Raw genomic sequence first — 19689 nt, 5'->3', positions numbered from 1 at the left:
AACTGCGCGGCTCTCGCACATCGATCGCCGCCTGGTAACCCATCTGCGTACCGGCGCGCGCATTTCAAGGATTTCCCGTGATGAAAAAACCCCGTCGAGCGGTCTTGAAATCGCTGGCCGCGGCGGCATTTCTCCCCGCCCTCGCCATCGCGCAATCCGTCCCCGTCAAGCTGGCGCTCATCGAAGGCCTTTCCGGCGGCAACGCCAACGGCGGCGAGGCGGTGTTCCGCAACCTCGCGTGGGCCGTGGAGCGCGTCAACCAGCGCGGCGGCGTGCGCACGCGCGCCGGAGCGCGTCCGCTGCAGCTCGATCGCTACGACAGCAAGGGCCAGATCGAGGAGGCGCTGTCGGCGCTGCGCTCCGCCATCGACGACGGCGCCCGCGTGATCCTGCAGGGCAATTCCTCCGCGGTCGCCGCGGCGCTGGTGGAGGCGATCAACCGCCACAACGAGCGCGAGCCGCAGCGCCGCGTCGTGTTCCTCAACTACTCCGCCGTCGACCCGGTGCTCACCAACGAGAAGTGCAGCTTCTGGCACTTCCGCTTCGACGCCCACGCGGACATGCGCATGACGGCGCTGATGTCGGTGCTGCGCGAGGACCGCGCGGTGAAGTCGGTGTACCTGCTCAATCCCGACTACAGCTTCGGGCACGCGGTGCAGCGCGAGGCGCGGCGGCAGCTCGCGCAGCAGCGCCCCGACATCCGGATCGTGGCCGACGAACTGCATCCGCTGCTGCGCATCAAGGACTTCGCGCCCTACGCGGCGAAGATCCAGGCGAGCGGCGCCGACGCCGTGATCACCGGCAACTTCAGCAACGACCTGACGCTGCTGGTCAAGGCGGCGCGCGACGCCGGCTTCGAGGGCCGCTTCTTCACCTTCTACGGCAACGCGCTCGGCGCGCCGGCCGCGATCGGCGACGCCGGCATCGGCAAGGTGGTCGCCGTGGCCGACTGGCTGCCCAACGTGCCCACGCCCGAGAGCGAGGCCTTCTACCGCAGCTTCCGTGCGCGCTTCCCGCGCCCGGCCGACGACTACGTGCACCTGCGCATGCAGATGCTGGTGGAGGCGCTGGCGCAGGCCATCGGGCGCGCCGGCACGAGCGAGGCGGTGCCGCTGGCCCGCGCGCTGGAGCAAGTGCAACTGACCTTCGCCGGCCAGTCCGGCCACATGCGCGCCGCCGACCACCAGTTCCAGCAGCCGCTCGTCGTCGGCATCATGGACCGCCAGGGCACGCCGGGCGTCCCCTTCGACGTGGAAGGCTCCGGCTACGGCTTCCGCGTGGTGCGCCAGATCCCGGCTTCCCAGGCGGAAATGCCGCATACGTGCCGCATGGTGCGGCCCGATTAGGGCCGGACTGGCGGAGAGCGAGAACGCAGAGTGCGCAAAGGTTACGCAGAGAACGCAGAGAAAAACCATTCAAGGGTGTTCTTTGCGTTCTCTGCGTGACCTCTGCGTCCTCTGCGTTCCTTTCGTCGAACGCCCGAAACCTCGGCTTCTGAGAAAATCACCCCATGCGCCAGACCGTCCTCGACCTCGAAGAGTCCAAGATCCGTGAAGTGGCCAATGCCGGGATGGGGCGCTCCGACGTGCTGCCGTTCTGGTTCGGCGAGAGCGACGAGGTCACGCCGGAGTTCATCCGCGAGGCGGCCATCGCGTCCCTGCGGGCGGGGGAAACCTTCTACGCCCACAACCTGGGCCTGCCGGAGCTGCGCGAGGCGATCTCCGGCTACGCCTCGAAGCTGCACGGGCCCATCGGCGTCGAGCGCATCGCCGTCACCTCCGGCGGCGTCAACGCCCTGATGCTCGCCTGCCAGGCCGTGGTGGACGCGGGCGACGAGGTCGTGGCGGTCACGCCGGTGTGGCCCAACCTGACCGCGCAGGCGCTGATCATGGGCGCGAAGCTGAAGCCCGTGTCGCTGCAACCCCGCGACGGCGCCTGGACGCTCGACCTGCGCGCGCTGCTGGACGCGATCACGCCGGCCACCAAGCTGCTGATCGTCAACGCTCCGAACAACCCCACCGGCTGGACGCTCACCCGCGAGGAGCAGCAGGCCATCCTGGCGCGTTGCCGCAAGACCGGCACCTGGATCCTGGCCGACGAGGTGTACGAACGTCTGTACTACGAGCCCACGCCCAACGCCTGCGCCCCCAGCTTCCTGGACGTCGCGCAGCCGGACGACCGGCTCGTGGTGGCGCACAGCTTCTCCAAGAGCTTCCTCATGACGGGCTGGCGGCTCGGCTGGCTGGTGATGCCGCCGGAGATGACCCACCCGATGGGCAAGCTGATCGAGTTCAACACCTCCTGCGCCAGCGTCTTCACCCAGCGCGCCGCCGTCGAGGCGATGCGCCGCACCGACGAAGTGACGCCCCGCATCGTGGCGCACCTGAAGACCTGCCGCGACACCCTGGTGCCGCTGCTGCAGGGGCTGCCGGGCGTGGAGCTGACGCCGGCCAGGGGCGGCATGTACGCCTTCTTCAAGCTGGACGGTTTCGACGATTCCCTGGTGCTGGCCAAGCGCCTGGTCGCCGAGGCCGGCATCGGCCTGGCCCCCGGCAACGCCTTCGCGCCGGAGGCGCAGGGCTGGCTCAGGTGGTGCTTCGCCTCGAAGGACCTGGGGCGGCTGCGCAAGGGCGTCGACCGGCTGGCGAGCTGGCTGGGACAGCGTCCGCTATAATCCCCCGGTTCTGCACCCGCAGAGCGCACGTGGCGCCGCAGTTCCGGCAGCGCCACGCAAGTCAACAACTTTCCAAGGACACCCCATGACCGCCATCAACAAGGCAGAGGTCGTCGCCGCCCACGCGCGCGGCGCCAACGACACCGGCAGCCCCGAAGTGCAGGTCGCGCTGCTGACCGCCCGCATCAACGAGCTCACCCCGCACTTCAAGACGCACGCCAAGGACCACCACGGCCGCCGCGGCCTGCTGCGCCTGGTGAACCGCCGCAAGAGCCTGCTCGCGTACCTGAAGGACAAGGACGCCGAGCGCTACACGGCCCTGATCGGCAAGCTGGGCCTGCGCAAGTAACAGCGCACCCGCCACGAAACGCCTGGGACGGTTTTCACGACTGCCTCAGGCGTTTTTCACTTCGGAGCGAAGGACCGGATGAACGCTAGTGTCATTCCCCAGGGGTTGGCGGCCAGTCCCTGGGGAATGGCATCTCGTTCGGGCCCGGGCTCCGGCAACCAGAGAGAGAACAAGCCATGAGCATCTTCAACAAGGTCACCAAGACGTTCCAGTGGGGCAACCACACCGTGACGCTGGAGACGGGCGAGATCGCCCGCCAGGCCTCCGGCGCCGTGCTGGTCAACATCGACGACACGGTGGTCCTCGCCACGGTGGTCGGCTCCAAGACCGCCAAGCCGGGCCAGGACTTCTTCCCGCTGACCGTCGACTACATCGAGAAGACCTACGCCGCCGGCAAGATCCCCGGCAGCTTCTTCAAGCGCGAAGCCAAGCCCTCGGAGCTCGAGACGCTGACCTCCCGCCTGATCGACCGCCCGATCCGCCCGCTGTTCCCCGAGGGCTTCTACAACGAGGTGCACGTGGTCATCCACACCATCTCGCTGAACCCCGAGGTCGACGCCGACATCGCCGCCATGATCGGCGTGTCCGCCGCGCTGTCCATCTCCGGCATCCCCTTCAACGGCCCGATCGGCGCCGCCCGCGTGGGCTACGTCAACGGCGAATACGTGCTGAACCCCGGCCCGACCGCCCGCAAGATGTCCGACCTGGACCTCGTGGTCGCCGGCACCGAATCCGCCGTGCTGATGGTGGAGTCCGAGGCGCAGCAGCTGTCCGAGGAAGTGATGCTGGGCGCCGTGGTGTTCGGCCACGAGCAGGGCAACATCGCCATCAACGCCATCCACGAGCTGGTGCGCGAAGCCGGCAAGCCGGTGTGGGACTGGCAGCCGCCCGCCAAGGACGAGGAGTTCATCGGCAAGGTCACCGCGCTGGCCGAGGAGAAGATCCGCGCCGCCTACCAGATCCGCAGCAAGCAGGCCCGCACCCAGGCCCTGCGCGACGCCACCGCGTCGGTGCACGCCGGCCTGAAGGAGCAGGGCGTCGAGTTCGACCCGATCAAGGTCGACAACCTGCTGTTCGACATCGAGGCGCGCATCGTGCGCGGCCAGATCCTGTCGGGCGAGCCGCGCATCGACGGCCGCGACACGCGCACCGTGCGCCCGATCGAGATCCGCACCGGCGTGCTGCCCCGCACCCACGGCTCCGCGCTGTTCACGCGCGGCGAGACGCAGGCGCTGGTCGTGTCCACCCTGGGCACCGAGCAGGACGCGCAGCGCATCGACGCGCTGGCGGGCGAATACCACGACCGCTTCCTGTTCCACTACAACATGCCTCCCTTCGCCACCGGCGAAACGGGCCGCATGGGCTCGACCAAGCGCCGCGAGGTCGGCCACGGCCGCCTGGCCAAGCGCGCGCTGATCCCGCTGCTGCCCTCCAAGGAGGAGTTCCCCTACGTGATGCGCGTGGTCTCCGAGATCACCGAGTCCAACGGCTCCTCGTCGATGGCCTCCGTCTGCGGCGGCTGCCTGGCGCTGATGGACGCGGGCGTCCCGATGAAGGCCCACGTGGCCGGCATCGCCATGGGCCTGATCAAGGAAGGCAACCGCTTCGCGGTGCTGACCGACATCCTGGGCGACGAGGACCACCTGGGCGACATGGACTTCAAGGTGGCCGGCACGGTCAACGGCGTGACGGCCCTGCAGATGGACATCAAGATCCAGGGCATCACCAAGGAGATCATGCAGGTCGCCCTGGCGCAGGCCAAGGAAGCGCGCATGCACATCCTGGGCAAGATGCAGGAAGCCCTGGGCGAGGCCAAGACCGAGGTGTCCGACTTCGCGCCGCGCCTGTACACGATGAAGATCAACCCGGAGAAGATCCGCGACGTGATCGGCAAGGGCGGCGCCGTGATCCGCGCGCTGACCGAGGAAACCGGCACGCAGATCGACATCGCGGAAGACGGCACCATCACCATCGCGTCCACCGACTCCGGCAAGGCCGAGGAGGCGAAGAAGCGCATCGAGCAGATCACCGCCGAAGTGGAAGTGGGCAAGGTGTACGAAGGCCCGGTTACCAAGATCCTGGACTTCGGCGCGCTGATCAACCTGCTGCCCGGCAAGGACGGCCTGCTGCACATCAGCCAGATCGCGCACGAGCGCGTGGAGAAGGTGGGCGACTACCTGTCCGAAGGCCAGGTGGTGAAGGTCAAGGTGCTCGAGACCGACGACAAGGGCCGCGTGAAGCTGTCCATGAAGGCGCTGACCGAGCGTCCGGAAGGCATGCCCGAGCGCGAGCCGCGCGAATTCCGTGGCGACCGTCCCCCGCGCGGCGAGTACCGCGGCGACCGGGGTGATCGTGGCGACCGCGGCGACCGCGGCGACCGTCCCCCGCGCGAAGCCCGCGAGCCGCGTGAATTCCGCGAACCGCGCGAGCAGCGCGAACCGGCCCCGGTGCAGGAGAACGGCAGCGGCGGCCAGGGCGGCAATGGCAGCCAGGGCGGCAACGGCGGCGAACCGCAGGCCTGAACCGCCATGCGCGCGATCGAGATCACGCAGTACGGCGCGCCTGAAGTCCTGCGCGCCGGCGAGCGCCCCGACCCGGTGCCGGGCGCGGGCGAGTTGCTGATCCGCGTCACGGCGAGCGGCGTCAACCGGCCCGACGTGCTGCAGCGCACCGGCAACTACCCGGTGCCGCCCGGCGCGTCGGACATCCCCGGCCTGGAAGTGGCGGGCACCATCGTGGGCGGCGACGCCCAGGCGATGGCCGCCGGCGGCTTCAAGCCCGGTGACCGCGTCTGCGCGCTGGTGGCCGGCGGCGGCTACGCCGAACTGTGCGTCGCGCCGGTGGGCCAGTGCCTGCCGGTGCCCCAGGGCCTGTCGGACGTCGAGGCGGCCTCGCTGCCCGAGACCTTCTTCACCGTCTGGAGCAACGTGTTCGACCGCGGCCGCCTGCAGGCGGGCGAGAGCTTCCTGGTCCAGGGCGGCACCAGCGGCATCGGCGTGACGGCGATCCAGATGGCCAAGGCCATGGGCGCCGCCAAGGTGATCGCCACCGCCGGCTCGGACGACAAGTGCCGGGCCTGCATCGATCTCGGCGCCGACCACGCGATCAACTACAAGGCGCAGGACTTCGCCGAGGAGGCGAAGCAGCTCACCGGCGGCAAGGGCGTGGACGTGATCCTCGATATGGTCGCCGGCGCCTACATCGACCGCGAGGTGAAGTGCGTCGCCGAGGACGGCCGCATCGTGATCATCGCGGTGCAGGGCGGGACCAAGAGCGAGTTCAACGCCGGCCTGGTGCTGCGCCGCCGGATCACGATCACCGGCTCCACGCTGCGCCCGCGGCCGGTGGCCTTCAAGGCCGCGATCGCCGCGTCGCTGAAGAAGAACGTCTGGCCGCTGGTCGAAGGCGGCAGGATCAAGCCGGTCATCCACGCCACCTTCGCCGCCGCGGACGCCGCGAAGGCGCACGCCCTGATGGAATCCAACCAGCACGTCGGCAAGATCGTCCTGACCTGGTGAACCCAAGCGAGATGCAGAAGAAGAAGCTGATTGCCGGCAACTGGAAGATGAACGGCAGCCTGGAGGCCAACGACGCGCTGGTGCGCGCGGTGGCCGCGGGGACGAAGGAGGCGCGTTGCGACGTCGCCTTGTGCGTGCCCGCGCCCTACCTGGCGCAGGTGCAGATGCTCAAGTCCGGCTCGCCGCTGGAACTGGGCGCGCAGGACGTCTCGCAGCACGCGCAGGGCGCCTACACCGGCGAGGTCTCGGCGGCGATGCTGCGCGAGTTCGGCGTGCGCTACGCGATCGTCGGCCATTCGGAGCGGCGCCAGTACCACGGCGAGAGCGATGCGCTGGTGGCCGAGAAGGCCAGGGCGGCGCTCGCCCACGGCATCACGCCCATCGTGTGCGTCGGCGAGACGCTCGCCGAGCGCGAGGCGGGCCGCACCGAGGAGGTCGTGAAGCGCCAGCTGGCCGCCGTGATCCACGTCAACGGCCACTGCATCAGCGAGATCGTGGTCGCCTACGAACCGGTCTGGGCGATCGGCACCGGCAAGACCGCCAGCCCCGAGCAGGCGCAGCAGGTGCATGCCGTGCTGCGCAAGCAGCTCGCCGCGGCCAGCGCGCACGCTCAGCGCGTGCACATCCTCTACGGCGGCAGCATGAACGCGGCGAACGCGGCCAGCCTGCTGGCCCAGCCGGACATCGACGGCGGCCTGATCGGCGGCGCCTCCCTGAAGGCCCCCGACTTCCTCCAGATCATCGCGGCCGCCGGCGCCTGAGCGCGGCGGGCGCACACAAGAACCAGGAGTATTTGAATGAATGCATTGCTGACCATCGTGCTGGCTGTCCAGATCCTGACGGCCCTGGGCATGATCGGGCTCATCCTGCTGCAGCACGGCAAGGGCGCGGACATGGGCGCGGCCTTCGGCAGCGGCGCCTCCGGCAGCCTGTTCGGCGCCACCGGCAGCGCCAACTTCCTCTCGCGCACCACGGCCGTCCTGGCGGCCGTGTTCTTCGCCTGCACCCTGGGCCTGGCCTACTTCAGCCACAGCGTGGCGCCGGCCGGCTCGGGCAGCGTGCTCGAGCGCGCCGCCGCGCCGGCGACGGCTCCCGCCGCGCCGGCCTCCGGCGCCGCCGCGATCCCGGGCACGACCGTGCCGGCCGCCCCCGCCGCTTCCGCGGCGCCGGCGGCTCCCGCGACGCCCGCGTCGGGCGCCGCACAGATCCCCACGAAGTGAGCCTTGCCCCGGAACGGGGCGTCTCCTGCGCGGCAGTGAGGCACCTGTTTCGGAGTACACTTCATGGTTGTCCGGATGGGCGCGTTTCCCCGGAGACGCAACCCTCGTGCAGCCTGTCCGGGCGCGTTCACGATTGCCGACGTGGTGAAATTGGTAGACACGCTATCTTGAGGGGGTAGTGGCGAAAGCTGTGCGAGTTCGAGTCTCGCCGTCGGCACCAAGAGAAGAGCCGGCCGGGCGCTGCCCCGGCAGCAACAAAGTCCGCGGACGACCCAGCCCCAGATGAACCTCGACCAGTACCTCCCTGTCCTCCTGTTCATCCTCGTCGGCGTCGGCGTCGGCGTGGCGCCCCAGGTCCTCGGCTGGGTGTTCGCCAAGGGCATGGGCGTGCAGAAGCCCGACCCGGCGAAGAACTCCCCCTACGAATGCGGCTTCGAGGCCTTCGAGGACGCGCGCATGAAGTTCGACGTGCGCTACTACCTCGTCGCGATCCTCTTCATCCTGTTCGACCTCGAGATCGCCTTCCTCTTCCCCTGGGCCGTGGCGCTCAAGGAGATCGGCCTCGTCGGCTTCTGGGCCATGATGATCTTCCTGGCGATCCTGGTCGTGGGCTTCGTGTACGAGTGGAAGAAGGGCGCGCTCGACTGGGAATGATCCCCGGCGCGAACCACAGCAAGGAATTTCTCGCGATGGCAAACGACCAAGGCATCCTCGAAAAAGGTGTCGTCACGACGACCGTGGACTCGGTCATCAACTGGGCCAAGACCGGCTCGCTCTGGCCGATGACCTTCGGCCTGGCCTGCTGCGCGGTGGAGATGATGCACGCCGGCGCGGCGCGCTACGACATCGACCGCTTCGGCATGCTGTTCCGCCCGAGCCCGCGCCAGTCCGACCTGATGATCGTCGCCGGCACGCTGTGCAACAAGATGGCGCCGGCGCTGCGCAAGGTGTACGACCAGATGGCCGAGCCGCGCTGGGTGCTCTCCATGGGCACCTGCGCGAACGGCGGCGGCTACTACCACTACAGCTACTCGGTGGTGCGCGGCTGCGACCGCATCGTGCCGGTCGACGTGTACGTGCCCGGCTGCCCGCCGACGGCCGAGGCCCTGCTGTACGGGATCATCCAGCTGCAGCAGAAGATCCGCCGCACCCAGACGATCGCGAGGACCTGAGCATGCAGCCCGCCAATCTCGCCGCGGTCGCTCCCGGCATGCAAGCCACGCTCGAGGCCGTGAAGGCGGCGCTCGGCGACAAGGCGAAGAGCGTCGAAGCCCGCCTGGACGAAGTCACCGTGGTGGTCGGCGCGAAGGACTACCTGGAAGCCGCGCGCATCCTCAAGGACGACCCCGGCTGCCGCTTCGAGCAGCTGATCGACCTCTGCGGCGTCGACTACTCGGAATACAGGATGGGCGACTGGGACGGCCCGCGCTACGCCGTGGTGTCGCACCTGCTGTCGGTGAGCCTGAACCAGCGCGTGCGCCTGCGCGTGTTCGCGCCCGACGACGACCTGCCGGTGGTGGACTCGGTGACGGGCCTGTGGAGCGCGGCCGACTGGTTCGAGCGCGAGGCCTTCGACCTGTACGGCATCGTGTTCGAGGGCCACGCCGACCTGCGCCGCATCCTCACCGACTACGGCTTCATCGGCCACCCGTTCCGCAAGGACTTCCCGGTCTCCGGCCACGTGGAAATGCGCTACGACGCCGAGAAGAAGCGCGTGATCTACCAGCCCGTGACGATCGAGCCGCGCGAAATCACGCCGCGGATCATCCGCGAGGAGAAGTACGGGGGGCTGCAGTGAATACGGGGACCGGACGCAAAGGTCGCGAAGGTTCCGCAAAAGTCGCAAAAGGACATCCATTGAAAGAAGGTTTCTTTTGCGACCTTCGCGGAACCTTTGCGACTTTTGCGTCCGGTAGTTCCGGAAGTTCGGACTGCTAAAGACATGGCTGAAATCAAGAACTACACCCTCAACTTCGGCCCGCAGCACCCGGCCGCGCACGGCGTGCTGCGGCTGGTGCTGGAGCTGGACGGCGAGGTGATCCAGCGCGCCGACCCGCACATCGGCCTGCTGCATCGCGCCACCGAGAAGCTGGCCGAGACGCGCACCTACATCCAGACGCTGCCCTACATGGACCGGCTGGACTACGTCTCGATGATGTGCAACGAGCACGCCTACTGCCTCGCGGTGGAGAAGCTCCTGGGCATCACGGTGCCGATCCGCGCGCAGTACATCCGCGTGATGTTCGCCGAGCTCACCCGCCTGCTGAACCACCTGCTGTGGCTCGGCGCGCACGGGCTGGACTGCGGCGCGATGAACATGCTGATCTACTGCTTCCGCGAGCGGGAGGACATCTTCGACATGTACGAGGCGGTCTCCGGCGCGCGCATGCACGCGGCCTACTTCCGCCCGGGCGGCGTCTACCGCGACCTGCCGGACGCCATGCCGCAGTACAAGGCCAGCAAGGTCCGCAACCAGCGCGAGATCGACCGGATGAACGAGGACCGGCAGGGCTCCCTGCTGGACTTCATCGAGGCGTTCACGCAGCGCTTCCCCGGCAACGTGGACGAGTACGAGACGCTGCTGACCGACAACCGCATCTGGAAGCAGCGCACCGTGGGCATCGGCGTGGTGAGCCCCGAGCGCGCGCTCAACCTGGGCTTCACCGGCCCGATGCTGCGCGGTTCCGGCGTGCTGTGGGACCTGCGCAAGACGCAGCCCTACGAGGTCTACGACCGCATGGACTTCGACATCCCGATCGGCAAGACGGGCGACTGCTACGACCGCTACCTGGTGCGCGTGCAGGAGATGCGCGAGGCCAACCGGATCATCCGGCAGTGCGTGGCCTGGCTGCGCGAGAACCCCGGCCCGGTGATCACCGACAACCACAAGGTGGCGCCGCCGGACCGCGAGAGCATGAAGGCCAACATGGAGGAGCTGATCCACCACTTCAAGCTCTTCTCCGAGGGCATGCGCGTGCCCGAGGGCGAGGCCTACGCCGCGGTGGAGCACCCCAAGGGCGAGTTCGGCATCTACATCGTGAGCGACGGGGCCAACAAGCCCTACCGCATGAAGATCCGGCCGCCGGGCTTCCCGCACCTGGCCGCCCTGGACGAAATGGGCCGCGGCCACATGATCGCCGATGCCGTGGCCATCATCGGCACGATGGACATCGTGTTCGGAGAGATCGATCGATGATCAGTGACAGCATGCGCGCGCGGTTCGACCGCGAGGTCGCCAAGTACCCGCCGGACCAGAAGCAGTCCGCCGTGATGGCCTGCCTGGCCATCGTGCAGCAGGAGCAGGGCTTCGTCAGCCGCGAGAGCGAGCAGGACGTCGCCGACTACCTGGGCATGCCCGCGATCGCGGTGCACGAGGTGACCACCTTCTACAACATGTACAACCAGCGCCCGGTCGGCAAGTACAAGCTGAACGTGTGCACCAACCTGCCGTGCCAGCTGCGCAACGGCCAGAAGGCGCTGGAGCACCTGGAGCGCCGCCTGGGCATCCGCATGGGCGAGACCACGCCCGACGGCCTGTTCACGCTGCAGCAGAGCGAGTGCCTCGGCGCCTGCGCCGACGCGCCGGTGATGCTGGTGAACGACCGCACGATGTGCAGCTTCATGAGCGACGACAAGCTGGACCAGCTGGTCGAGGGCCTGAAGGGAGCGCAAGCATGAACGCCGCCCAGGTGCTCGAGCAGTTCCAGGCCACCGGGGTCCAGACCTGCTTCCACGGCCGCCACATCAACCCGCAGATCTACGCGGGCCTCGACGGCACCAACTGGCGCCTCGCGGACTACGAGGCGCGCGACGGCTACAAGGCGCTGCGCAAGATCCTGGCCGACGGCCTGACGCCCGACCAGGTGATCGCGACCGTCAAGGAATCGGCCCTGCGCGGCCGCGGCGGCGCCGGCTTCCCCACGGGCCTGAAGTGGAGCTTCATGCCCCGCCAGTTCCCCGGGCAGAAGTACCTGGTGTGCAACTCCGACGAGGGCGAGCCGGGCACCTGCAAGGACCGCGACATCCTCGCCTACAACCCGCACATCGTGATCGAGGGAATGATCATCGCCGCCTACGCGATGGGCATCAGCGTGGGCTACAACTACATCCACGGCGAGATCTTCCAGGTCTACGAGCGCTTCGAGGAAGCGCTGGAGGAGGCCCGCGCCGCCGGCTACCTGGGCGACAGGATCCTGGGCTCCGGCTTCAGCTTCCAGCTGCACGCGTTCCACGGCTTCGGCGCCTACATCTGCGGCGAGGAGACGGCGCTGCTGGAGTCGCTGGAAGGCAAGAAGGGCCAGCCGCGCTTCAAGCCGCCGTTCCCGGCGAGCTTCGGCCTGTACGGCAAGCCGACCACGATCAACAACACCGAGACCTTCGCGGCGGTGCCCTGGATCATCCGCAACGGCGGCCAGGCCTACCTCGAATGCGGCAAGCCGAACAACGGCGGCACCAAGATCTTCTCGGTCTCCGGCGACGTGGAGCTGCCCGGCAACTACGAGATCCCGCTCGGCACGCCCTTCAGCAAGCTGCTGGAGCTGTGCGGCGGCGTCAAGGGCGGGCGCAAGCTCAAGGCCGTGATCCCCGGCGGCTCTTCGGCGCCGGTGCTGCCCGCGCACATCATGATGGAGTGCACGATGGACTACGACTCCATCGCCAAGGCGGGCTCCATGCTCGGCTCGGGCGCCGTCATCGTGATGGACGAGACGCGCGACATGGTGGAGTCGCTGCTGCGCCTGTCGTACTTCTACATGCACGAGTCCTGCGGCCAGTGCACGCCCTGCCGCGAAGGCACGGGCTGGCTGTGGCGCGTGGAGGACCGCATCCTCAACGGCGCCGGCAAGGTGGCCGACCTCGACCTGCTGAACTCCGTGGCCGACAACATCCAGGGCCGCACGATCTGCGCGCTGGGCGACGCCGCGGCGATGCCGGTGCGCGCGATGCTGAAGCACTTCCGGCACGAGTTCGAGGCGAAGATCGTCGCGACGAAGGGGGCCGCCCCCCACCCCAACCCTCTCCCCGAGGGAGAGGGAGCAAAAGCATGATTGAGATCGAACTCGACGGACAGAAGGTGCAGGTGCCCGAAGGCAGCATGGTGATGCATGCGGCCGACAAGGCCGGCACCTACATCCCGCACTTCTGCTACCACAAGAAGCTCTCCATCGCCGCCAACTGCCGCATGTGCCTGGTGGACGTGGAGAAGGCGCCCAAGCCCATGCCGGCCTGCGCCACGCCCGTCACCAACGGCATGATCGTCCGCACCCGCAGCGAGAAGGCGGTCAAGGCGCAGCAGTCGGTGATGGAGTTCCTGCTGATCAACCACCCGCTCGACTGCCCGATCTGCGACCAGGGCGGCGAATGCCAGCTGCAGGACCTCGCGGTCGGCTACGGCATGAGCTCCTCGCGCTACGAGGAGGAGAAGCGCGTCGTCCTGCACAAGGACGTCGGCCCGCTGATCTCCATGGAGGAGATGAGCCGCTGCATCCACTGCACCCGTTGCGTGCGCTTCGGCCAGGAGCTCGCCGGCGTGATGGAGCTGGGCATGATCCACCGCGGCGAGCACAGCGAGATCACCACGGTGCTCGGCGACACGGTCGACTCCGAGGTCTCGGGCAACATGATCGACCTGTGCCCGGTCGGCGCGCTCACGAGCAAGCCCTTCCGCTACTCGGCCCGCCCCTGGGAGCTGTCGCGCCGCAAGTCGGTGAGCCCGCACGACTCCACCGGCGCCAACCTGATCGTCCAGGTCAAGAACAACAAGGTCATGCGCGTGCTGCCCTTCGAGAACGAAGCGGTCAACGAGTGCTGGCTGGCCGACCGCGACCGCTTCTCCTACGAGGCGCTCAACTCGCCCGAACGCCTGGTCTCGCCCATGCTGAAGCAGGGCGGCGAGTGGAAGCCCGTGGACTGGCAGACGGCCCTGGAATACGTCGCGCGCGGCGTCGCCGACGTCAAGCGCGAGCACGGCGCCAGGGCCATCGGCGCGCTCGTCAGCCCGCACAGCACGGTGGAGGAACTGTTCCTCGCCCAGAAGCTGGTGCGCGCGCTGGGCAGCGAGAACATCGACCACCGCCTGCGGCACGCCGAATTCACGGCGGGCGAGGGCGTGCGCTGGCTGGGAACGAGCATCGCGTCGCTCTCGACGCTGCAGCGCGCCCTGGTGATCGGCTCCAACCTGCGCAAGGACCACCCGCTGTTCGCCATGCGCGTGCGGGCCGCGGTGCGCACCGGCGCCCAGGTCTCGGTCGTGCACGATGCGGACAACGACTGGGCCATGGCCATCGCCGGCAAGAGCATCGCTCCGGCCGGCCAGTGGATCCAGGCGCTGGCGGACATCGCCACCGCCATCGGCAGCGAGAAGGGCGCCAAGGCGCCGCTGCAGGGCAACGCGACCGACACGGCCAAGGCGATCGCCGCCTCGCTGCTGTCCGGGGAGCGCAAGGCGGTCCTGCTGGGCAACGCCGCCGCGCACCATCCCAGCGCGAGCTCGCTGCTGGCGCTGGCGCAGTGGATCGCCGAACAGACCGGCGCCACGGTGGGCTACCTCACCGAAGCGGCCAACACGGTCGGCGCGCAGCTCGTGAAGGCCATGCCCGGCGAAGGCGGCCTGAACGCCGCGCAGATGCTGGCCGGCGGCCTGAAGGCGCTGTTCCTGCTGAACACCGAGCCGGAGTTCGACTCCGCCGCCGGCGCGCGCGCCCGCGCGCTGGGGCAGGGCGGCGGCATGGTCGTCACGCTGAGCCCCTTCCAGGCCAACCTGGACATCAGCGACGTGCTGCTGCCGATCGCGCCCTGGACGGAAACGCCCGGCACCTTCGTCAACGCCGAAGGTCGCGTGCAAAGCTTCCACGCCGTCGTCAAGCCGCTGGGCGAGGCGCGTCCCGCCTGGAAGGTGCTGCGCGTGCTGGGCAACATGCTGGGCCTGCCGGGCTTCGAGTACGAGTCGGCCAACGAAGTGCTGGCCGACGCCCGCGGCGGCGCCGACAAGGACGAGCCCATGGTGCGGGGCGAGCTGCTGTCCAACCGCACGTCCAAGGCGGCGTGGCTGGGCGACACCGACGCGAAGCCGGTGAGCGCGGCGATCTACCAGCTCGATGGCATCGTGCGCAGGGCGCCGGCGCTGCAGCTGACCGCCGATGCGCGAAAGAGCCCTCACCCCGGCCCTCTCCCGCAGGCGGGAGAGGGAGCTAGCCAGCGGGAGGTGCGGGCATGATCGACGCACTCTACGGATTCGGCAACGGCCTGATCGCCGCGCCCTGGTGGACGGCCGCGGGCTGGCCTGTCGTGTGGGCGCTGATCAAGATCATCGCCGTGGTGCTGCCCCTCATGGGCGCGGTGGCCTACCTGACGCTGTGGGAGCGCAAGGCCATCGGCTTCACGCAGATCCGTCCCGGTCCCAACCGCGTCGGCCCCTTCGGGCTGCTGACGCCGATCGCCGATGCGGTGAAGCTGCTGACCAAGGAGATCATCCTCCCCACGGTCGCGAACAAGGGCCTGTTCCTGCTCGGCCCGATCATGACCATCATGCCGGCGCTGGCCGCCTGGGTGGTGATCCCCTTCGGGCCCGACGTGGCGCTGGCCAACATCAACGCCGGCCTGCTGTTCCTGATGGCGATCACCTCGCTCGAGGTGTACGGCGTGATCATCGCCGGCTGGGCGTCCAACTCCAAGTACGCCTTCCTGGGCGCGCTGCGCGCCTCGGCGCAGATGGTCAGCTACGAGATCGCCATGGGCTTCTGCCTGGTGGTGGTGCTCATGGTGTCCGGCAGCCTGAACATGACGGAGATCGTGATGCAGCAGTCGCGCGGTTACTTCGCCGACCGCAACATCAACTTCCTGTCCTGGAACTGGCTGCCGCTGCTGCCGATCTTCTTCGTCTACTTCATCTCGGGCCTGGCGGAGACCAACCGCCACCCCTTCGACGTGGTGGAAGGCGAATCCGAGATCGTGGCCGGCCACATGATCGAGTACTCGGGCATGAGCTTCGCCATGTTCTTCCTGGCCGAGTACGCCAACATGTGGCTCGTGTCCATCCTGGCGGTGATCATGTTCCTGGGCGGCTGGCTGCCCCCCATCGACGCGCCGCTGCTGAACTGGATCCCGGGCTGGATCTGGCTGGGCATCAAGACCTTCGTGATGGTCACGATGTTCCTGTGGATCCGCTCGACGTTCCCGCGCTACCGCTACGACCAGATCATGCGCCTGGGCTGGAAGATCTTCATCCCGGTGACGCTCGTGTGGCTGGTGGTGGTCGGCGCGTGGATGCAGACCCCCTACAACATCTTCAAGTAAGGCCATGGCAACCGACACCCTGTCCCGCCCCGGCTTCAACCTGGGCGACTTCCTCCGCAGCTTCATGCTGGTGGAGCTGTTCAAGGGCCTGCGCATCACGGGCAAGTACTTCTTCGCCCGCAAGATCACCGTGCAGTTCCCCGACGAGAAGACCCCGCTGTCGCCGCGCTTCCGCGGCCTGCACGCGCTGCGCCGCTACGAGAACGGCGAGGAACGCTGCATCGCCTGCAAGCTGTGCGAGGCCGTCTGCCCGGCGCTCGCCATCACCATCGAGAGCGAGCAGCGCGACGACGGCACCCGCCGCACCACGCGCTACGACATCGACCTGACCAAGTGCATCTTCTGCGGCTTCTGCGAGGAGAGCTGCCCGGTGGACTCGATCGTCGAGACGCACATCCTGGAATACCACGGCGAGAAGCGCGGCGACCTGTACTTCACCAAGGACATGCTGCTGGCCGTCGGCGACCGCTACGAGGCCGAGATCGCGGCCGCCAAGGCGGCGGACGCCAAGTACCGCTAGGACGCAGGAAACAACAAACATGGACGTCCGGACCGGTCTCTTCTATCTGTTCTCGGTGGTGCTGCTGTTCGCGGCCTTCCGGGTGATCACGGCGCGCAACCCCGTGTACGCGGCGCTGTACCTGGTGCTCACCTTCTTCCAGGCCGCCGGCGTGTGGATGCTGCTGAAGGCGGAGTTCCTGGCCATCGCGCTCGTGCTCGTGTACGTCGGCGCCGTGATGGTGCTGTTTCTGTTCGTCGTGATGATGCTCGACATCGACGTGTCGATGCTGCGCGCCGGCTTCTGGAAGCACTTCCCGCTGGCCGCCACCATCGGCGCGCTGATCGCGCTGGAGATGGCCGCGGTGCTGATGGGCGGCTTCCGGCCGACCGAGGAGCCGCGCGCGCTGCCGGCCGTGGCCGCCGCGGCGCAGGCCGGCACGCAGTTCTCCAACACGCAGGAGCTGGGCCGTCTGCTCTACACCGAGTACCTGTTCCCGCTGGAGATCGCCGCCGTCATCCTGCTGGTGGCCATCGTCGCCGCCATCGCGCTGACGCTGCGCCACCGCAAGGACAGCAAGGCGATCGACCCCTCGCTGGCGGTGCGCGTGAAGGCGCGCGAGCGGCTGCAGATCGTCAAGCTGCCGCCGACGCGCCCCGCCCAGCCCGAACCGGCGCCCGCCGCGGCCGCCGCGGAGACCAAGGCATGATGCTCACCCTCGGACACTTCCTCACGCTGGGCGCGATCCTGTTCGCGCTGTCGGTGGTCGGCATCTTCCTGAACCGCCGCAACCTGATCGTGCTGCTGATGGCCATCGAGCTGATGCTCCTGGCCGTGAACATGAACTTCGTGGCCTTCTCCTACTACCTGGGAGACATGCACGGGCAGGTGTTCGTGTTCTTCATCCTGACGGTCGCGGCCGCCGAGTCGGCCATCGGCCTGGCGATCCTGGTGCTGCTGTTCCGGAACAAAGAGAACATCAACGTCGAAGAACTGAACGCCCTGCGGGGCTGATGCCCGCCGGGCGGGAAAAGAAACGATGGCTACTTCACTGAACGCAGCGACGCTGCTCGCCGTACCGCTCGCGCCCCTCGCGGGCGCGGTGCTGGCCGGCGTCTTCGGCACCACGCTGGGGGGCAACGCGATCGGCCGCCGCCTGTCGCACACCTTCACCATCCTCGGCGTGCTCGTCGCCTTCATCCTGTCGGCGATGACGCTCAAGAGCGTCGCGATCGACGGCGCCCGCTTCAACCAGACGATCTACGAGTGGATGGTCGTCGGCGGCCTGAAGATGGAGGTCGGCTTCCTGGTCGACGGCCTCACGGCGATGATGATGTGCGTGGTGACCTTCGTGTCGCTGATGGTGCACATCTACACCATCGGCTACATGGAGGACGACCCGGGCTACAACCGTTTCTTCGGCTACATCTCGCTCTTCACCTTCTCCATGCTGATGCTGGTGATGAGCAACAACTTCCTGCAGCTGTTCTTCGGCTGGGAAGCGGTGGGCCTGGTCTCCTACCTGCTGATCGGCTTCTGGTTCACCAAGCCGACGGCGATCTTCGCCAACCTGAAGGCCTTCATGGTCAACCGGGTCGGCGACTTCGGCTTCATCCTGGGCATCGCGCTGCTGGCCGCCTACGCCGGCACGCTGAACTACGGCGAGGCCTTCGCCAAGGCGCCGGAGATCGCGAAGCTCGGCTTCGGCTACGGCACCGACTGGATGCTGATCACCGTGATCTGCATCTGCCTGTTCGTCGGCGCCATGGGCAAGAGCGCGCAGTTCCCGCTGCACGTGTGGCTGCCCGACTCGATGGAAGGCCCCACGCCCATCTCCGCGCTGATCCACGCCGCCACCATGGTGACGGCCGGCATCTTCATGGTCGCGCGGATGTCGCCCCTGTTCGAGCTGTCGGACACCGCGCTGTCCGTCGTGCTGGTGATCGGCGCCATCACGGCGCTGTTCATGGGCTTCCTGGGCATCATCCAGAACGACATCAAGCGCGTCGTCGCCTACTCCACGCTCTCGCAGCTGGGGTACATGACCGTGGCGCTCGGCGCCTCGGCGTACTCGGTGGCGGTGTTCCACCTGATGACGCACGCGTTCTTCAAGGCGCTGCTGTTCCTCGCGGCCGGCTCCGTGATCATCGCGGTGCACCACAACCAGGACATCCGCTGGATGGGGGGCCTGCGCAAGTACATGCCGATCACCTGGATCACCACGCTGATCGGCTCGCTCGCGCTGATCGGCACGCCGCTCTTCGCCGGCTTCTACTCGAAGGACAGCATCATCGAGGCGGTGCACCTGTCGCACCTGCCGGGCGCCGGCTTCGCCTACTTCGCCGTGATGGCGGGCGTGTTCGTCACGGCCTTCTACTCGTTCCGCATGTACTTCCTGGTCTTCCACGGCCAGGAACGCTACGACCAGAACCCGGAAGCCCACGGCCACCACTACTCCGACGAGGAGCCGGACGTGCAGGGCCATGCGGTGCACAAGGACGACCACGGCCACGGCCATGGCCACGACGAGAAGCCGCACGAGACCCCCTGGGTGGTGACGGTGCCGCTGGTGCTGTTGGCGATCCCCTCGGTGGTGATCGGCTTCCTGACCATCCAGCCCATGCTGTACGGCGAGTTCTTCAAGGATGCGATCTTCGTCGACCTCGAGAAGCACCCCGCGCTGGAGGAGATGGCGAAGGAATTCCACGGCCCGGTGCAGATGGCGCTGCACGGCCTGACCACCCCCGTGTTCTGGCTCGCGCTCACCGGCGTGGTGCTCGCGTGGTTCTTCTACATGAAGCGGCCCGACATCCCGGCGGCCCTGCAGAAGCGCTTCGGCTTCCTGTACACGCTGCTGGACAACAAGTACTACATGGACTGGTTCAACGAGAACGTGATCGCCCGCGCGGCGCGCGGGCTCGGCCGCGGCCTGTGGAAGGGCGGCGACCAGGGCGTGATCGAGGGCGTCTTCGTCAACGGCAGCGCCCGCGCGGTGGGCTGGTTCGCCGGCATCGTGCGCTGGGTGCAGTCCGGCTACATCTACCACTACGCGTTCGCGATGCTGCTGGGCGTGGTGGTGCTCATGACGTACTTCGTCAGCTGGCCCATGATCAGCGAGTGGCTGCAGAAGTAGGGGA

Annotated in this window: 19 protein-coding genes and 1 tRNA gene; all 20 read left to right on the top strand. The window is 68.0% G+C overall.

All coding sequences use genetic code 11. From position 1 onward, the window contains the following. The first annotated feature begins 80 nt into the window (after positions 1 to 80). Positions 81 to 1346, top strand: coding sequence for a branched-chain amino acid ABC transporter substrate-binding protein (locus tag ACY0MJ_RS08930; RefSeq protein WP_462638032.1), 1266 nt, complete (start codon positions 81 to 83; stop codon positions 1344 to 1346). Positions 1347 to 1510: 164 nt separating this feature from the next. Further along, positions 1511 to 2674 (top strand): pyridoxal phosphate-dependent aminotransferase, encoded by a 1164-nt coding sequence (locus ACY0MJ_RS08925; protein WP_462638031.1) that lies wholly within the window; start codon positions 1511 to 1513, stop codon positions 2672 to 2674. 85 nt (positions 2675 to 2759) lie between these two features. Further along, positions 2760 to 3023, top strand: a complete 264-nt coding sequence (gene rpsO / locus ACY0MJ_RS08920) for a 30S ribosomal protein S15 (protein WP_462638030.1) — start codon at positions 2760 to 2762, stop codon at positions 3021 to 3023. 176 nt (positions 3024 to 3199) lie between these two features. Beyond that, positions 3200 to 5545 carry a polyribonucleotide nucleotidyltransferase gene (gene pnp, locus ACY0MJ_RS08915; RefSeq protein WP_462638029.1) on the top strand — a complete coding sequence of 782 codons (2346 nt, stop codon included), beginning with the start codon at positions 3200 to 3202 and terminating at the stop codon, positions 5543 to 5545. 6 nt (positions 5546 to 5551) lie between these two features. Next, the gene (locus ACY0MJ_RS08910; RefSeq protein WP_462638028.1) at positions 5552 to 6541 is read left to right on the top strand and encodes an NAD(P)H-quinone oxidoreductase; all 990 of its coding nucleotides are present in this window, start codon (positions 5552 to 5554) and stop codon (positions 6539 to 6541) included. Positions 6542 to 6552: 11 nt separating this feature from the next. Further along, positions 6553 to 7302: a triose-phosphate isomerase gene (tpiA, locus tag ACY0MJ_RS08905; protein ID WP_462638187.1), complete on the top strand. Its 750-nt coding sequence runs from the start codon at positions 6553 to 6555 to the stop codon at positions 7300 to 7302. Between the two features lie 36 nt (positions 7303 to 7338). Beyond that, a complete protein-coding gene (gene secG / locus ACY0MJ_RS08900; protein ID WP_462638027.1) occupies positions 7339 to 7761 on the top strand; it encodes a preprotein translocase subunit SecG in 423 nt (140 codons plus the stop codon). Positions 7762 to 7896: 135 nt separating this feature from the next. Beyond that, positions 7897 to 7981, top strand: a tRNA-Leu gene (locus ACY0MJ_RS08895). 62 nt (positions 7982 to 8043) lie between these two features. Next, entirely contained in the window at positions 8044 to 8415 is a 372-nt protein-coding gene (locus ACY0MJ_RS08890; RefSeq protein WP_462638026.1) for an NADH-quinone oxidoreductase subunit A, read from the top strand. Between the two features lie 35 nt (positions 8416 to 8450). Next, positions 8451 to 8933, top strand: coding sequence for a NuoB/complex I 20 kDa subunit family protein (locus ACY0MJ_RS08885; protein WP_462638025.1), 483 nt, complete (start codon positions 8451 to 8453; stop codon positions 8931 to 8933). A gap of 38 nt (positions 8934 to 8971) precedes the next feature. Beyond that, positions 8972 to 9559: an NADH-quinone oxidoreductase subunit C gene (locus tag ACY0MJ_RS08880; protein ID WP_462638186.1), complete on the top strand. Its 588-nt coding sequence runs from the start codon at positions 8972 to 8974 to the stop codon at positions 9557 to 9559. A gap of 144 nt (positions 9560 to 9703) precedes the next feature. Then, positions 9704 to 10957, top strand: coding sequence for an NADH-quinone oxidoreductase subunit D (locus tag ACY0MJ_RS08875; protein WP_462638024.1), 1254 nt, complete (start codon positions 9704 to 9706; stop codon positions 10955 to 10957). Continuing rightward, positions 10954 to 11439: an NADH-quinone oxidoreductase subunit NuoE gene (gene nuoE / locus ACY0MJ_RS08870; protein ID WP_462638023.1), complete on the top strand. Its 486-nt coding sequence runs from the start codon at positions 10954 to 10956 to the stop codon at positions 11437 to 11439. The genes ACY0MJ_RS08875 and nuoE overlap by 4 nt, the downstream gene beginning before the upstream one ends. Continuing rightward, positions 11436 to 12806, top strand: coding sequence for an NADH-quinone oxidoreductase subunit NuoF (nuoF, locus tag ACY0MJ_RS08865; protein WP_462638022.1), 1371 nt, complete (start codon positions 11436 to 11438; stop codon positions 12804 to 12806). Before nuoE ends, nuoF begins: the two co-directional genes overlap by 4 nt. After that, positions 12803 to 14974, top strand: coding sequence for an NADH-quinone oxidoreductase subunit NuoG (nuoG, locus tag ACY0MJ_RS08860; RefSeq protein ID WP_462638021.1), 2172 nt, complete (start codon positions 12803 to 12805; stop codon positions 14972 to 14974). Before nuoF ends, nuoG begins: the two co-directional genes overlap by 4 nt. Next, positions 14971 to 16053, top strand: a complete 1083-nt coding sequence (gene nuoH, locus ACY0MJ_RS08855; RefSeq protein WP_462638020.1) for an NADH-quinone oxidoreductase subunit NuoH — start codon at positions 14971 to 14973, stop codon at positions 16051 to 16053. Before nuoG ends, nuoH begins: the two co-directional genes overlap by 4 nt. Before the next feature lie 4 nt (positions 16054 to 16057). Then, positions 16058 to 16573 carry an NADH-quinone oxidoreductase subunit NuoI gene (gene nuoI / locus ACY0MJ_RS08850; protein WP_462638019.1) on the top strand — a complete coding sequence of 172 codons (516 nt, stop codon included), beginning with the start codon at positions 16058 to 16060 and terminating at the stop codon, positions 16571 to 16573. Between the two features lie 19 nt (positions 16574 to 16592). Next, positions 16593 to 17261 (top strand): NADH-quinone oxidoreductase subunit J, encoded by a 669-nt coding sequence (locus ACY0MJ_RS08845; RefSeq protein WP_462638018.1) that lies wholly within the window; start codon positions 16593 to 16595, stop codon positions 17259 to 17261. After that, the gene (gene nuoK, locus ACY0MJ_RS08840) at positions 17258 to 17566 is read left to right on the top strand and encodes an NADH-quinone oxidoreductase subunit NuoK (RefSeq protein WP_462638017.1); all 309 of its coding nucleotides are present in this window, start codon (positions 17258 to 17260) and stop codon (positions 17564 to 17566) included. The genes ACY0MJ_RS08845 and nuoK overlap by 4 nt, the downstream gene beginning before the upstream one ends. Positions 17567 to 17591: 25 nt before the next feature. Then, positions 17592 to 19685 (top strand): NADH-quinone oxidoreductase subunit L, encoded by a 2094-nt coding sequence (nuoL, locus tag ACY0MJ_RS08835; RefSeq protein WP_462638016.1) that lies wholly within the window; start codon positions 17592 to 17594, stop codon positions 19683 to 19685. The last annotated feature ends 4 nt before the right edge of the window (positions 19686 to 19689 follow it).

It is taken from the genome of Ramlibacter sp. bp-362 (genome assembly GCF_054956735.1).
This window is presented reverse-complemented; position numbering and strand designations above follow the sequence as displayed.